The organism is Streptomyces sp. NPDC058457, from assembly GCF_042720695.1.
Lineage (GTDB): Bacteria > Actinomycetota > Actinomycetes > Streptomycetales > Streptomycetaceae > Streptomyces.
This window is the reverse complement of record NZ_JBHXLU010000010.1, coordinates 105,022-119,426: the sequence shown is the minus strand read 5'-3', so window position 1 is coordinate 119,426 and position 14,405 is coordinate 105,022. Positions and strand designations below refer to the sequence as shown.

At 70.3% G+C, this 14,405-nt stretch carries 12 protein-coding genes and 1 tRNA gene; 11 read left to right on the top strand and 2 right to left on the bottom strand.

What is annotated here, in order from left to right; translation table 11 throughout:
- Positions 1-287: 287 nt before the first annotated feature.
- Positions 288-1,019, top strand: coding sequence for an ABC transporter ATP-binding protein (locus ACFWPS_RS11445; protein WP_383703532.1), 732 nt, complete (start codon positions 288-290; stop codon positions 1,017-1,019).
- Positions 1,013-3,472: an FtsX-like permease family protein gene (locus tag ACFWPS_RS11440; RefSeq protein WP_383703530.1), complete on the top strand. Its 2,460-nt coding sequence runs from the start codon at positions 1,013-1,015 to the stop codon at positions 3,470-3,472. Before ACFWPS_RS11445 ends, ACFWPS_RS11440 begins: the two co-directional genes overlap by 7 nt.
- Positions 3,473-3,737: 265 nt before the next feature.
- Here the strand turns inward: ACFWPS_RS11440 and ACFWPS_RS11435 are convergent, their stop codons facing one another.
- Positions 3,738-4,493: an MBL fold metallo-hydrolase gene (locus tag ACFWPS_RS11435; RefSeq protein WP_383703528.1), complete on the bottom strand. Its 756-nt coding sequence runs from the start codon at positions 4,491-4,493 to the stop codon at positions 3,738-3,740.
- Positions 4,494-4,710: 217 nt separating this feature from the next.
- Here ACFWPS_RS11435 and ACFWPS_RS11430 point away from each other — a divergent pair, with 217 nt between their 5' ends.
- From ACFWPS_RS11430 to ACFWPS_RS11415, 4 genes are all read left to right on the top strand, one after another.
- Positions 4,711-5,247: a TetR/AcrR family transcriptional regulator gene (locus tag ACFWPS_RS11430; protein WP_383703526.1), complete on the top strand. Its 537-nt coding sequence runs from the start codon at positions 4,711-4,713 to the stop codon at positions 5,245-5,247.
- Between the two features lie 478 nt (positions 5,248-5,725).
- On the top strand, positions 5,726-6,358 hold the full coding sequence (locus ACFWPS_RS11425; protein WP_383703524.1) for an isochorismatase family cysteine hydrolase: 633 nt from the start codon (positions 5,726-5,728) through the stop codon (positions 6,356-6,358).
- An 18-nt stretch (positions 6,359-6,376) separates the two neighbouring features.
- Positions 6,377-6,913, top strand: coding sequence for a hypothetical protein (locus tag ACFWPS_RS11420; protein WP_383703522.1), 537 nt, complete (start codon positions 6,377-6,379; stop codon positions 6,911-6,913).
- Positions 6,914-7,036: 123 nt separating this feature from the next.
- Complete coding sequence (locus tag ACFWPS_RS11415; RefSeq protein WP_383703520.1) at positions 7,037-7,606, top strand: TetR/AcrR family transcriptional regulator; 570 nt, start codon at positions 7,037-7,039, stop codon at positions 7,604-7,606.
- Positions 7,607-7,895: 289 nt separating this feature from the next.
- On the opposite strand, the gene ACFWPS_RS11410 is transcribed toward ACFWPS_RS11415, so the two are convergent.
- Positions 7,896-7,979, bottom strand: a tRNA-Leu gene (locus ACFWPS_RS11410).
- Positions 7,980-8,394: 415 nt separating this feature from the next.
- Here ACFWPS_RS11410 and ACFWPS_RS11405 point away from each other — a divergent pair.
- The 5 genes from ACFWPS_RS11405 to ACFWPS_RS11385 all read left to right on the top strand — a co-directional run bounded on the left by ACFWPS_RS11405 (position 8,395) and on the right by ACFWPS_RS11385 (position 14,405).
- Positions 8,395-9,258, top strand: a complete 864-nt coding sequence (locus ACFWPS_RS11405; RefSeq protein WP_383703518.1) for an FhaA domain-containing protein — start codon at positions 8,395-8,397, stop codon at positions 9,256-9,258.
- 10 nt (positions 9,259-9,268) lie between these two features.
- Entirely contained in the window at positions 9,269-9,793 is a 525-nt protein-coding gene (locus ACFWPS_RS11400) for an FHA domain-containing protein (RefSeq protein WP_361285358.1), read from the top strand.
- Between the two features lie 98 nt (positions 9,794-9,891).
- Positions 9,892-11,457: a Stp1/IreP family PP2C-type Ser/Thr phosphatase gene (locus ACFWPS_RS11395; RefSeq protein WP_383703657.1), complete on the top strand. Its 1,566-nt coding sequence runs from the start codon at positions 9,892-9,894 to the stop codon at positions 11,455-11,457.
- Between the two features lie 27 nt (positions 11,458-11,484).
- Positions 11,485-12,924 (top strand): FtsW/RodA/SpoVE family cell cycle protein, encoded by a 1,440-nt coding sequence (locus ACFWPS_RS11390; protein ID WP_361285355.1) that lies wholly within the window; start codon positions 11,485-11,487, stop codon positions 12,922-12,924.
- Positions 12,921-14,405 (top strand): peptidoglycan D,D-transpeptidase FtsI family protein, encoded by a 1,485-nt coding sequence (locus ACFWPS_RS11385; RefSeq protein ID WP_383703516.1) that lies wholly within the window; start codon positions 12,921-12,923, stop codon positions 14,403-14,405. The genes ACFWPS_RS11390 and ACFWPS_RS11385 overlap by 4 nt, the downstream gene beginning before the upstream one ends.

Sequence of the window (14,405 nt, the reverse complement as noted above, 5' to 3'; positions counted from 1 at the left end):
TCGCCGGGGTATGCCTGGCCCTACCCCGGATCTCCGTCCTGCCGCACTGCGCCGCCCCGCCCCCGCACGGTTTCGTGGAGCCACCGACAGCGAAACCGACAGCGAAACCGACAGCGAGACGGGCAGCGAGACGGGCAGCGAGAGCAGCGCCGACGACGACGGCATTGATGACGGCATTGATGACGGCATTGATGACGGCATCCACGACGTCATCGACGACGGCGTCGACGACGGCGTCGATGACGAGACCGGCGGCAGACCGCCGACGAGCAGGAGAACGGGGTTTCATGACCGCCATCGCCTTGCGTTCCGTCAGCAGACGGCACGGCTCCGGAGACAGCGCCGGCACCGCGCTCGACGATGTCTCCCTCGCCTTTCCGAAAGGCACCTTCACCGCCGTCATGGGCCCCTCCGGCTCGGGGAAGTCGACGCTCCTGCAGTGCGCGGCGGGACTCGACCGGCCCACCTCCGGTTCGGTCCTGCTGGGCGGGACCGAGCTGACCGGACTGAGCGAGCGGAAACTGACCCTGCTCCGCCGGCAGCGCATCGGCTTCGTCTTCCAGGCGTTCAACCTCCTTCCCTCCCTCACCGCGGAGCAGAACGTGGCGCTGCCGCTACGACTGGCGGGCCGCCGTCCCCCGAGCGCCCGGGTCCGCGAGGTGCTCGACCGGGTCGGACTCGCCGACCGCGCCCGGCACCGGCCGAGCCGGCTGTCCGGCGGTCAGCAGCAGCGCGTGGCGCTGGCCCGCGCCCTGGTCACCCGCCCCGAGGTGCTGTTCGCCGACGAGCCGACCGGCGCCCTGGACACCCGGACGAGCCGTACGGTGCTGACGCTGCTGCGCGCCATGGCGGACGACGAGGGCCAGACGATCGTCATGGTCACCCATGACCCGGTCGCCGCCTCCTGCGCCGACCGCGTCGTCTTCCTCGTCGACGGCCGGGTCGACGGCGAGCTGACGGGCGCGAAAGCCGACGACATCGCCACGCGCATGACCGGACCGGAGGTCCTGCCGTGCTGAGCGTCGCCCTGTACAGCGTGCAGACCCTGCGCTCCCGCTGGATCACCTTCGCCGGCAGTTTCGTCGCCCTCTGTCTCGGCGTCGGCCTGCTCACCGTGACGGGCCTGGCGCTCGCCGCCTCCCTGGACGCTCCGCAACGCGCCCCGGAACGGTTCGCCGCGGCCCCGGTCGTCGTCAAGGGCGCCGACACCCTGCACGTCTCCACCCCGATCGGCACCCGCACCCGGCGGCTCGCCCAGCCGCATGCCGTACCCGCCGCCGCCGTCGCCGAGTTGCGGAAGCTCGGCAGGGTCACCCCCGACCGCACCTTCACCGTGCGCCTCGCCTCCACGGAGAACGGGCCCGGCGATCTCGTCGGTCACCCCTGGTCGGTCGCCGCGTTCGCGTCGTACGAGATCACCTCGGGCCGCGCGCCGCGCACCGCCCGCGAGGTCGTCGTCACGGGGACCTGGGCGAAGCCCGGCCGCACCCTCCGCACGGATCACGGCGGCGTCACCGTCGTCGGCACGGTCGCCGACCGCGGCTTCGAGCACGCCGTCTTCTACACCGACGCCCGGGCGGCGCAGCTGGACCCCCACAGCACCCAGTTGGTCGTGGACACGGACCCGGCGGCGGTACGGAACGCGGTCAGCGGCAGTCCCGGCGTACAGGTCCTCACCGGTGCCGACCGGCGCCTCGCCGACCCGGACCCGGACCGCGACCGCGAGGCGCTGACCACGCTGAACGCCCTGTTCGGCACGGCCGGCGGGGTCACCGCCTTCGTGTCGGTGTTCGTGGTGGCGTCGACGTTCGCCTTCGCGGTCGCCCAGCGCCGCCGCGAGTTCGGCCTGCTGCGCATCGCCGGGGCGACGCCCGGGCAGCTCCGCCGGACGGTGGTCGCCGAGGCCCTGCTGGTCGGGGCGCTCGCCTCGGCGGTGGGCTGCGTGCTCGGCCGGTACGGCGCACCCCGCCTCGCCCGCCTGACCGTCGACGGCGGACTCGCCCCGGACTGGTTCCGGATCGGCGCCCCCACGTGGCCGTACTGGGCGGCCTTCTCGACCGGGCTGCTGGTCGCCCTGTGCGGAGTGGTCGCCGCGTCCTGGCGGGCGGGCCGGACCGGGCCGGCTCAGGCGCTGCGAGAGGCGGCCGTGGACAACAGGCCCATGACCCGGGCGCGTTGGCTGTCCGGCATCGGCCTGCTGCTGACCTCGGCCGTCCTCCCGTTCCTCGACGACCCCGGCGACCTGCTGCACCGCAAGTCCTACGTGAGCCGCCCCATGCTGCTGATCACCGCGGTCGCGTTGCTCGCCCCCGTCCTGGTCCGCCCGCTGACCCGGCTGCTCACCTGGGTCCCGGCCCGGCTCCCCGGCGCCGGCGGCATGCTGGTGCGCGAGAACGCGGCCGCCGGGGTCCGCCGTACGGCCGCCGTCGCCGCGCCCGTGCTGGTCACCGTCGCCCTCACCGGCTCGCTGCTCGGCACCACCGCGACCCTGAACGCGGCCCGGGCCGCTGAGACCGGCGACCGGACCACGGCGGCCTTCGTCGTCACGCCAGCAGCAGGCGGGTTCGGGGAATCGACGCTCAGGGCACTGCGCTCCGTACCCGGTGCCGAGCTCTCCGCGACCTCGGCGAGCGCGGTGTACGTCCTGGAGGACGGGGTCGCCCTGATCAGATCCGGGGCCCGGGCCGCCGATCCCGCCGCGCTGGCCGCCACCACGCGCCTCCCGCTCGTCTCCGGCAGGACCACCGGCCTCGACGACGGCTCGATCATCGTCAACGAGGAGTGGGAGAGGCACACCGTCGGCCAGAGCGTCCGGGTGTGGCTCGGCGACGGCACCCCGAGGACACTGCGCATCGCCGCCGTGATGAGGACGGGCACCGGGGACAACGGCGCGTACGTTACCCCGGCCAACGCGCCCGGTGCGGCCGTCGACCGCGTCGACGTGGCCCTTCGGCCCGGCGCGGACGCGTCCACGGTGGCCGCCGGGCTGCGCGCGGCTGCCCGGGCGTCCGGCGCGCACGTCCTCACCAGGGACCGGTGGATCGCGGCGACCTACCCGGGGACCGACCGGACCACCTGCCTCGGCCTCCTCCTCGTCCTCGGCATCGCGCTCCTCTACACCGGGATCTCCCTGGTCAACACCATGGTGATGGCGACCTCCGACCGGGTGCGCGAGTTCGCCGTGCTGCGGCTGGCCGGGGCGGGCCACCGACAGGTACTGCGGCTGGTCGGGGCCGAGGCGCTCACGGTGGTCGCGGTCGGGGCGGTGCTGGGGCTGCTGGTGACCGCCCTCGACCTGGCGGGAATCGCGGCGGCCCTGCACGCCCTGTCGGCCCCGGCCGCCCTCATCCTGGCGTGGGCCGCCCTGCCCTGGACCGCCCTGGCCGTCATCACGGCCGGCTGCGCGGCCCTCGCCGTCCTGGCCTCGGTCGCCCCGGCAGCCCTGGCCCTGCGCCGACATGCGGCGACCTAGGCGACCTGGCGGCACGCCGACGGCGACGTCACATCGGCGGTCAGCTGCCCTCGCCATGCTCCCGGCAAGGACCGCACCGCGTTCACGGCAAGGACTGCACCGCACTCACGGCGAGGACCGCTCCGCGTTCACGGCGAGGGCCGCTCCGACGAGAGGACCTCCGCCCCATAGCGTGTCCGGCGCCCCATAGCGTGTCCGGCGCCCCACACCCGGGCCCTGGCGTGGTCGAAGGCCCGCCAGACCCGGCCGGCCGGTCCGGCGGGGGCTAGGCCCGCTTGGCGACTGCGGTACGGGCGGAGTGCCACAGAGTGCGGGGGTTGTCCCGGCCGCCGTGCAGTTCGAGCATCGCGTTGACGATGTCCTCGACGGTGCCGCCCTCGTTGACGATGCGGCTGAAGTCGCGCAGGTACTGCCGGCTCGCGCCGATGCTCTCGGGCAGGTCGGGCGCGCCGACGCTCTTGTGTCCTGCGACGACGATCTGCGGGTTCAGGGCGGCGACGGCGTCCAGGCTGGCGATCCATGCCTCGCGGCTCTGCTCGTCGGTCTCGGCGGTCATCATGTGCACACCGTTGTAGACGACGTCGCCTCCGACCACCGCGGCGGCCGAGGGCACATGCAGGACGGTGGAGTGCTCGGTGTCCCCCTGGCCCACGGAGACCGCCCGCAGGACCTGCCCCTCCAGCTCGAACTCCGCGGCGGCCAGCGGCTCGGGCAGCACCGCCGTCTGCGGCAGTTCGCCGGGGAAGCTGGCCTTCCAGTAGGCGGACAGACCGGGGTCACCGGCCTCGAACCGGGCGCGTTCGACAACCTCGGGGGTGGCGATTCCCCGGGCATCGGGGAAGTGCTCCTGGAGGCGGGCCAGGCCGATCCAGTGGTCCTGGTGGCCGTGGGTGATGTAGACGCCGGTGACGCGCTTGCCGAAGCCGCGCACCCACTCGGCGAGCGCGTCGACCTGGTCGAAGGTGACGAGGGTGTCGACGAGGACCGCTTCCTCCGCGCCGGCGATCAGAGTGCTGCTCATGGGAGACCACATCGGATCGTCGCCCGGTCCCTGGGCGGGAGCGCCGGCGAACGGGCGCATCGGTGCGACGTACACGTCGACGGTAAGGGCATCTGAGCTCATGACGGGCCCCTCGGGGGTTGGTGGCACTGACTCCGACCTCGGATTATGCTATGTAACATAGCATAATCAAGGGACGGGTCCAGGAGCCCGCACCTGATGGGAAAGAATGGTCTGCATGTCAGAGGGCGTGCGCGAAGCGATGATCAAGGCGGCCTGGTTGCTGATCGCCGAGCGCGGGCTCGAGGGCATGTCGACCCGCGAAGTGCTCGCGCGCACCGGAGCACCCCGCGGCTCGGTCTACCACCACTTTCCGCGCGGACGCGCGGAGCTGATCGAGCTCGCCATCGACCACTCCCGGCAGTGGATGCAGGACCAGATCGACGCGATCCGCGCGCGAACCCCGCAGGACGTGGTCACCGGGTACATCGACATCTGGCGCAGGGTCGTCGAAGGCACGGACTTCCGCTCCGGCTGCGCGATGGCCGGGGTCACGACCGGCGGACACGACCCCGCGATCCTCGACCGGGCCGAGGCCGCGTTCAATGCCACGGCCGACGCGCTGGCCGTCCGGTTCGAGCAGGTCGGACTGGCGCCGGCCGAGGCCGCACAACGCGCCACCCTGCTGGTGATCGCCGCCGAGGGAGCCGTCATCCTGTCCCGCGCACGGCGGAACAGCGAGCCGCTCACCCTCGTCGCCACGCAGCTCGGCTGACGGAGCCCGATCCCGGTTCGCGGCGACTCGGCCGCACCTCAGGACCTGGGCCACCTCACCTCCCGAAGGGTGCGGGCACGTCCCGGCCGACCCGACGGCGGCGTCGGGTTCGGAGACCCCGGTCAGGCAGCGCCGCCGACGGACTGACGGACGCGCACGACGGGCCGCCGGCAACGGATGCCGACACCGCCGGCCGACCCACGGACCGCCCGGCGCCGGCCGGGACCGGGACGATCCCGCCCCGGCGGTCATCGACCGAGCCATTGGCCGCCCAGCGCCCCCCCCTGCACCGGCCGCCCTCGAGCGGCGAGGCCGCCCTCCTCCCGGCAGCTCCGCAGGCCGCAGCCGATCGCACCCGATCCCCCGGAGGCGCATCGGGACGGCCCCTTCCATCCTGGAGGAAAGCCTGATGCCCGCGCTTGACTCTGAAGATGATGTGCGTAATCCTCAATATGCACGAACCAAGGGAGCATTGGGCATGTCGAATCCTGAGCAGACTTACGAACCGGAACTCACGGGGTTGCTTGTCGTCGATCCCTACAACGATTTCCTTTCGGAGGGCGGCAAGCTGTACGAACCCAGCCGCTCCACCCTCGAGACGCACAATGTCGTCGAGCACATGCGGCAGGTCCTGGCCGCCGCTCGGGCGGTCGGCGTGCAGGTTCTCATCGCCCCGCACCATCGCTGGCGGGAAAGCGATCCCAACAGTCACTGGAAGACGATGCCTCCCATCCAGGAATCCGCCGCAAAGGGACAGATTTTCGCCGACGGAACCTGGGGCGGAAGCTTTCACCCCGATTTCGAGCCGCGTCCCGGCGAGGTCGTCGCGCAGGAGCACTGGCTCTCGAGCGGGTTCGCCAACACGGACCTCGACCTGCAGCTCAAGAAGCACGGCCTGCGCAAAGTGATCGTGATCGGCATGCGCGCCAACACCTGCATCGAGTCCACCGTCCGCTTCGCGGCGGAGCTCGGCTACGAGGTCACGGTGGTGAAGGACGCCGTCGGCAGCTTCGGGTTCCCTGAAATGGACGCGTCACTGCAATTCAACCTGCCGGCCTACGCGAACGCCATCATCTCGACCGCCGAGATCGTCGCAAAACTGTCGGCCTGAAAACAGGGAGATCAATCAATGACCGACCGCGTCATAGCCGAATCGGTGTCCGAAGCAGCCATCCAGGCACCGTTGACGGCGATCGACCTGGCGGAGTGGGTCTTCACTCTGACCGACAGCGAATATCAGGCATGTTCGAAGAACCACATTGCCGGGGCGACGACCCTCACGCCCGAGGGTAAACGCATGTCCATCAACGTGGAGCAGGTCGGCAATCTGATGGTGCAGCACTACGTCGAGGAGATCGCCGAGCGCAGCCATTACCGCCTCGTTTCCCTGTCGGATTCGATCGGTCCGGACATCGGCACTCGCGTCAAGCTCACCGTGATCTGGGAGTTCACCGCCGAAGCCGTCGATGCGGGCACGACGAGGTTCGTCAACAGGGTCGAAGTCCGGACGGCTCCCGGCTATCTGGAAGCGCTGGAGGGACGGGGCGTGTCCTTCGCCGTGGCGAGCGAGGCCGCACAGAAGGCGCTGAGCGCCCACAACGCCGAGGAGACTCCGCTCTTCGCCAGGGACATCGAGCACAAGGCGCGCGCCAACCGTTGGGGATGACCTCCGGTCCGGCCGGCCAGGAGGTCCGTGGCGTGCGCCGCGGGACGCCGTCCACCGCAGGATGATGTCTATAATCCTCAATTGTCGCGGGCCGACGGCGGCCCCTGGGCTGGAGGTTCGATCATGGTGAGTTCACAGGCGGACAAGGCGGCGAGCCATGCCCGGATCGTGGACAGGGCCTCGGCACGTTTCCGTCGCGACGGCGTGAACGGGGTCGGTGTGGCCGAGTTGATGAAAGAGGCCGGTCTGACCCACGGCGGCTTCTACCGCCATTTCGCCTCGCGGGACGATCTCGTCGCCGAGGCGGTGGAACACGCGCTGGAGCAGGGGAACAAGCGGTTCCTGACCGCCGCCGCCCGTGGCGGACAGCAGGCGTTCACAGCGATCGTCGACGGCTACCTCAGTACCGCCCACCGGGACGCACCACAGGACGGGTGCGCGGTCGCCGCCCTGCCGCAGGACGTCTCACGGGCCGATGACAGGACGCGGGGCGCGTACGGCCGGCAGGTCGAGAACTACCTGACCATCCTGGCGGGCCTCGGCTCGGGCGACGATCCCGCAGCCGAGCGCCGGCAGGCGTTCCTGGTGCTCAGCGCTCTGGTCGGGGCGCTTTCCATGGCTCGGGCGGCCGGCGACCCGGAACTGTCCGCGGAGATCCTCTCCGAGACGGCCGCCGCGCTCAAGGAGCTCTAGGAGGCGTCGCCGTGCACCGCGGGCTCTCCCGACCGTCACCAGCGGCGTAGACCGACCCGGCCCCCGAACACCGCAGCACAACAAGGACAGGCCCCGCCCGTGAGATAGCTCACGGGCGGGGCCCTCCGTATACCCTCACCAGGGCGTGCGATGCCTCACAACCGCCAGACCGCCCCCGGGCAACCGCCGACGACCGCCGACGACCGCCGACGACCGCCGAACAACGAGAAACGGGCCCCCACCGTGACTTCCGTCACCGGCGGAGACCCGTTTCACCGGTATCTCTCTGTGCGCGAGGGGGGAGTTGAACCCCCACGCCCTTGCGGGCACTGGAACCTGAATCCAGCGCGTCTGCCTATTCCGCCACCCGCGCATTGGGTGTGTCTTCCGGCTCAGACCCCGTTGTTTCCTTCGGGTCGGCCCCTTCCGACATCCAGAACACTAGCACGTGGGACAGGGCGGGTTCACATCCCTTATCCCGGGGCAGCGCTGACCTGACGATCACGTACCGAGCAGTCGGCCATCACGTATCAACCTCGTACCGGTCAAGGCCATCTGCCCAGGAGACGGATCGGGTGCACAGTCAGGTGCGGGACACTGGTCGTGGGCCACCTCTACGATCCATGGCAGAAGAAGCGCCGATCCTTGACAGGAGAAGCACGCCGAGGAGTTCGAAGGGGGGCCGCTCGGGGAACCGGCTGATTGCCGGGCGCGTAGATACGATCAGTGAGCAGTAGCGGCAACGGCAACGGCAGGCAGTACGGGCAAAGCGACAGAGGAGGTGCCCTGTGGGAGTCCTGAAGAAGTTCGAGCAGCGTCTCGAAGGTCTGGTCAACGGCACCTTCGCCAAGGTGTTCAAGTCCGAGGTCCAGCCCGTGGAGATCGCCGGCGCGCTCCAGCGCGAGTGCGACAACAACGCGACCATCTGGAACCGGGACCGGACCGTCGTACCCAACGACTTCATCGTGGAGCTGAGCGCGCCCGACTTCGAGCGCCTCAGCCCCTACTCCGGGCAGCTCGGCGACGAGCTCGCCGGGATGGTCCGCGACTACGCCAAGCAGCAGCGCTACACCTTCATGGGGCCGATCAAGGTCAACCTGGAGAAGGCCGAGGACCTCGACACCGGCCTGTACCGGGTGCGCAGCCGCACACTCGCCTCGTCCAGCAACCAGCAGGCCCCCGAGCGCGCTCCCGCGGGCGGCGCCCCGCAGCGCCCGGGCGGCTACCCGCAGCAGAGCGCCGCCGCCCCGCCGATGCCGAGCGCCCCACCGCCCGGCTCCCGCCCCGGTGGCTACGGCTATCCGCAGCCCACCCAGCCGGCCGCCCAGCGGCCGCCCTCGGGTCCCGTCGGCGCCTCGGCGCCCGGCTCCCGCACCCGCTACTGGATCGAGATCAACGGCGCCCGCCACCAGATCTCCCGCGCAACGCTGGTGCTGGGCCGCAGCACCGAGGCCGACGTGCGGATCGACGACCCCGGCGTCTCCCGCCGGCACTGCGAGATCCGGACCGGAACGCCCTCGACGATCCAGGATCTCGGGTCCACCAACGGCATCGTGGTGGACGGGCAGCACACCACCCGCGCTACGCTCCGCGACGGCTCGCGGATCGTCGTGGGCAGCACCACCATCATTTACCGGCAAGCCGAAGGGTGAAGCGGGGGCAATGTCAGAGCTGACCCTCACGGTCATGCGGCTGGGTTTCCTGGCCGTACTGTGGCTGTTCGTGATCGTGGCCGTGCAGGTCATCCGCAGCGACCTGTTCGGTACGCGCGTCACCCAGCGCGGATCGCGTAGGGAAGAAGGGCGCCGGCAGCAGCCCGCCGCCCGGCAGCAGGCCGCGCCTCCGCAGCAGCGCGCCCAGCAGCCGGCGGCCGGCGGCCGACAGCGCCGTAACGCACCCTCCAAGCTGGTCGTCTCCGAAGGCACCCTCACCGGTACGACGGTCGCGCTCCAGGGCCAGACCATCACCCTCGGCCGCGCCCACGACTCGACGATCGTGCTGGACGACGACTACGCCTCCAGCCGTCATGCCAGGATCTACCCGGACCGCGACGGCCAGTGGATCGTCGAGGACCTCGGCTCGACCAACGGCACCTACCTGGACCGGTCCCGGCTGACGACCCCCACACCGATCCCGCTGGGCGCGCCGATCCGCATCGGCAAAACCGTCATCGAGCTGCGGAAGTAGTGCTACATCATGGATAGGCGCGAGCGGAGCGAGCACGCAGCGGCGGACCGGACGCCGGTCCCCGGCGCGCTCCCGACCGGAGGGTGGGCACCGTGCGGATGTACCCGGAGCCGACGGGCGAGGTGCGCATGAGTCTGTCACTGCGCTTCGCCGCCGGATCGCACAAAGGCATGATCCGGGAGGGCAACGAGGACTCCGGTTACGCCGGTCCCCGTCTGCTCGCCATCGCCGACGGCATGGGCGGCCAGGCCGCCGGCGAGGTCGCCTCCTCCGAGGTGATCTCCACCCTGGTCACGCTCGACGACGACGTGCCCGGCTCCGACATCCTCACCTCCCTCGGCCACGCCGTGCAGCGCGCCAACGACCAGCTGCGCGCCATGGTCGAGGAGGACCCGCAGCTGGAGGGCATGGGGACCACCCTCACCGCCCTGCTGTGGACCGGGCAGCGGCTCGGCCTCGTCCACGTCGGCGACTCCCGCGCGTACCTCCTGCGTGACGGCGTGCTCACGCAGATCACCCAGGACCACACCTGGGTACAGCGGCTCGTCGACGAGGGCCGGATCACCGAAGAGGAAGCCACCACCCACCCGCAGCGCTCGCTGCTGATGCGCGCGCTCGGCAGCGGCGACCACGTCGAGCCCGACCTGTCGATCCGCGAGGTCCGCGCCGGCGACCGCTACCTCATCTGCTCCGACGGGCTCTCCGGGGTGGTCTCCCACCAGACCCTGGAGGAGACCCTCGCCAGCTACCAGGGGCCGCAGGAGACCGTGCAGGAGCTGATCCAACTCGCACTGCGCGGCGGCGGCCCCGACAACATCACGGTCATCATCGCGGACGTCCTCGACCTGGACACCGGTGACACCCTCGCGGGGCAGCTCTCCGACACCCCGGTCGTGGTCGGCGCCGTCGCCGAGAACCAGCAGCACCTGCACGACAACGGCTTCATGCAGACCCCGGCCGGCCGCGCCGCCAGCCTCGGCCGCCAGGGCCCCCGGCACGGTGGCGGCGGCGAGTTCGGCCCGCCCGGCTCCGGCGACACCACCGGCTACGTCCCCACCGACAGCTTCGGCGACTACACCGACGACGACTTCGTCAAGCCCCGCCGAGGGCGCAGGTGGCTGAAGAGATCCTTCTACAGCGTGCTCGCCCTCGCCGTGATCGGCGGGGGCCTGTACGGCGGCTACCGCTGGACGCAGACGCAGTACTACGTCGGCGCCAACGGCACGCACGTCGCGCTGTACCAGGGCATCAGCCAGGACCTGGCCTGGGTGTCGCTGTCGAAGGTCGAGACGGACCACCCCGAGATCGAACTCAAGTACCTGCCGCCGTACCAGCAGAAGCAGGTCAAGGCCACCATCGCCGAGGGCGGTCTCAAGGACGCCCAGTCGAAGGTCCAGGAGCTGGCCGTGCAGGCCTCCGCCTGCAAGAAGGAGTCGGAGCGCACCGCCGCCGAGTCCAGCGCCAGCTCCAAGACCGGCCAGGGCGAGGCCGGAGGCACCACGGGAACCACCAAGACCTCTCTCACGTCCAAGGCCTCGCCAAGCCCGTCGAACTCGGCGTCCTCCACGGCGTCACCGTCCCCGTCCCCCTCAGCGACCCCCAGCCCCGGCCCCACCCTCTCGGAGGATGAGCAGAAGGTCGTCTCGCTGTGCGGTAAGCAATAGGCAAGCCGTGAGAGGCCCCGTCACACGATGAGCAGTACTACCAACACGTCGACGAACCACACGTCCACGATCGGCTCCATCGGCACGCCGAGCCGGCGCAACACCGAGCTCGCGCTCCTGGTGTTCGCCGTCGCCATCCCGGTGTTCGCCTACGCCAACGTGGGCCTGGCCATCAACGACAAGGTCCCCGCCGGACTGCTGAGCTACGGCCTGGGCCTCGGCCTCCTGGCCGGCGTCGCCCACCTCGTCGTCCGCAAGTTCGCCCCGTACGCGGACCCGCTGCTGCTGCCGCTGGCCACCCTGCTCAACGGCCTCGGCCTGGTCGTCATCTGGAGACTCGACCAGTCCAAGCTGCTCCAGTCGATCCATGTCTCGGGCGGCAAGGCCACCAACCAGCTGCTGTACACCGCGATGGGTATCGCGCTGTTCATCGTCGTCCTGATCTTCCTCAAGGACCACAGAGCACTCCAGCGCTACACCTACATCTCCATGGTGGCGGCGCTCTTCCTGCTGCTGCTCCCGCTCGTCCCGGGTCTCGGCCTGAACGTCTACGGCGCCAAGATCTGGATCTCCGTCGGCGGCTTCACCATCCAGCCCGGTGAGTTCGCGAAGATCGTCCTCGCGGTCTTCTTCGCCGGCTACCTGATGGTCAAGCGGGACGCGCTGGCCCTGGCCAGCCGCCGCTTCATGGGGCTGTACCTGCCGCGCGGCCGCGACCTGGGCCCGATCCTGGTCGTCTGGTTCATCTCGATCCTCATCCTGGTGTTCGAGACCGACCTCGGTACCTCGCTGCTGTTCTTCGGAATGTTCATCATCATGCTGTACGTCGCCACCGAGCGGACCAGCTGGATCGTCTTCGGTCTGCTGATGTCGGCGGCCGGCGCGGTCGGCGTGGCCAGCTTCGAGCCGCACGTCCAGCAGCGTGTCCAGGCCTGGCTCGACCCGATGAAGGAGTACACGCTCTCCCGGGAGGGCGTCGCGGGCCACTCCGAGCAGGCGATGCAGGCCCTGTGGGCGTTCGGCTCCGGCGGCACCCTCGGCACCGGCCTCGGCCAGGGCCACTCCGAGCTGATCCGGTTCGCCGCCAACTCCGACTTCATCCTCGCCACCTTCGGCGAGGAGCTCGGCCTGGCCGGCATCATGGCGATCCTGCTCATCTACGGCCTGATCGTGGAGCGCGGTGTGCGCACCTCGCTCGCCGCCCGCGACCCGTTCGGCAAGCTGCTCGCCGTCGGCCTCTCCGGCGCCTTCGCGCTCCAGGTGTTCGTCGTCGCCGGCGGTGTGATGGGCCTCATCCCGCTGACCGGTATGACGATGCCGTTCCTCGCGTACGGCGGTTCCTCCGTGATCGCCAACTGGGCCCTCATCGGCGTGCTGATCCGCATCAGCGACACCGCCCGCCGCCCGGCCCCGGCCCCCGCCGCCAACCCCGACGCCGAGATGACCCAGGTGGTCCGCCCCTCATGAACAAGCCCCTGCGCCGGATCGCCATCTTCTGCGCCCTCCTCGTCCTCACCCTGCTGCTGCGCGACAACTGGCTCCAGTACGTCAAGGCCGACACCCTCCGCGAGGACCCCGCCAACCGCCGCGTCACGATCGCCCGCTACTCCACCCCGCGCGGCGACATAATCGTCGACGGCAACCCGGTCACCGGCTCCACGGCGTCCAGCTCCTCCGGTCTCAACGACCTCAAGTACAAGCGCACGTACAAGAACGGCCCCATGTGGGCCCCGGTCACCGGGTACGCCTCCCAGGCCTTCGGCGCCAACCAGCTGGAGAGCCTCGAAGACGGCATCCTCACCGGCAACGACGACCGGCTCTTCTTCCGCAACACCCTCGACATGATCACGGGCAAGCAGAAGGCCGGCGGCAACGTCGTCACCACCCTCAACGCGGCCGCCCAGACCGCCGCCTACAACGGGCTGAAGAAGCAGGGCGGCAAGGGCGCCGTCGTCGCCCTGGACCCCTCCACGGGCAAGATCCTGGCCCTCGCCTCCTACCCGTCGTACGACCCCTCGGCCTTCGCGGGCACCTCGGACACCGACGCCGCGGCCTGGAAGAAGCTGCAGAAGAAGTACAACCCGAACGACCCGATGCTGAACCGGGCGCTGCGCGAGACCTACCCGCCGGGCTCCACCTTCAAGGTCGTCACCGCCGCGGCCGCCCTGGAGAACGGGCTGTACACCTCCGCGGACGAGGCCACCAAGTCGCCGCTGCCGTACGTCATGCCCGGCACCACCACCGAGCTGAAGAACGAGGGCAGCATCCCCTGCAAGAACGCGACCATGCGGGTCGCGCTGCGCTACTCCTGCAACACCGTCTTCGGCAAGATCGGCGCCGACCTCGGCAACGACAAGATGCTCGCCGAGGCCAAGAAGTTCGGCTTCGACTCCGAGCAGTTCACCCCGGTCCGCTCCAGCGCCTCGGTCTTCTCCGACAACATGAACCAGTCGCAGACCGCGCTGTCCTCGATCGGCCAGTACAACACCGCCACGACCCCGCTGCAGATGGCCATGGTCGCCTCCGCGGTCGCCAACGACGGCAAGCTGATGAAGCCGTACATGATCGACAAGCTGCAGTCGTCGAGCGTCGACACGATCTCCCAGACCGAGCCCGAGGAGATGAGCCAGCCGCTGTCCTCCTCGAACGCCCAGGTCCTCCAGTCCATGATGGAGACGGTCGTCAAGGAGGGCACCGGTACGAACGCGCAGATCAACGGCGTCACCGTGGGCGGCAAGACCGGTACCGCCCAGCACGGTGTGGAGAACAGCGAGAACCCCTACGCGTGGTTCATCTCCTACGCCAAGCTCCCCGACGGCAGCAAGCCGGTCGCGGTCGCCGTGGTCATCGAGGACGACCAGGCCAACCGTGACGACATCTCCGGCGGCGGCCTCGCGGCCCCGATCGCGAAGAGCGTGATGGAGGCGGTCATCAACTCCAAGAAGTGA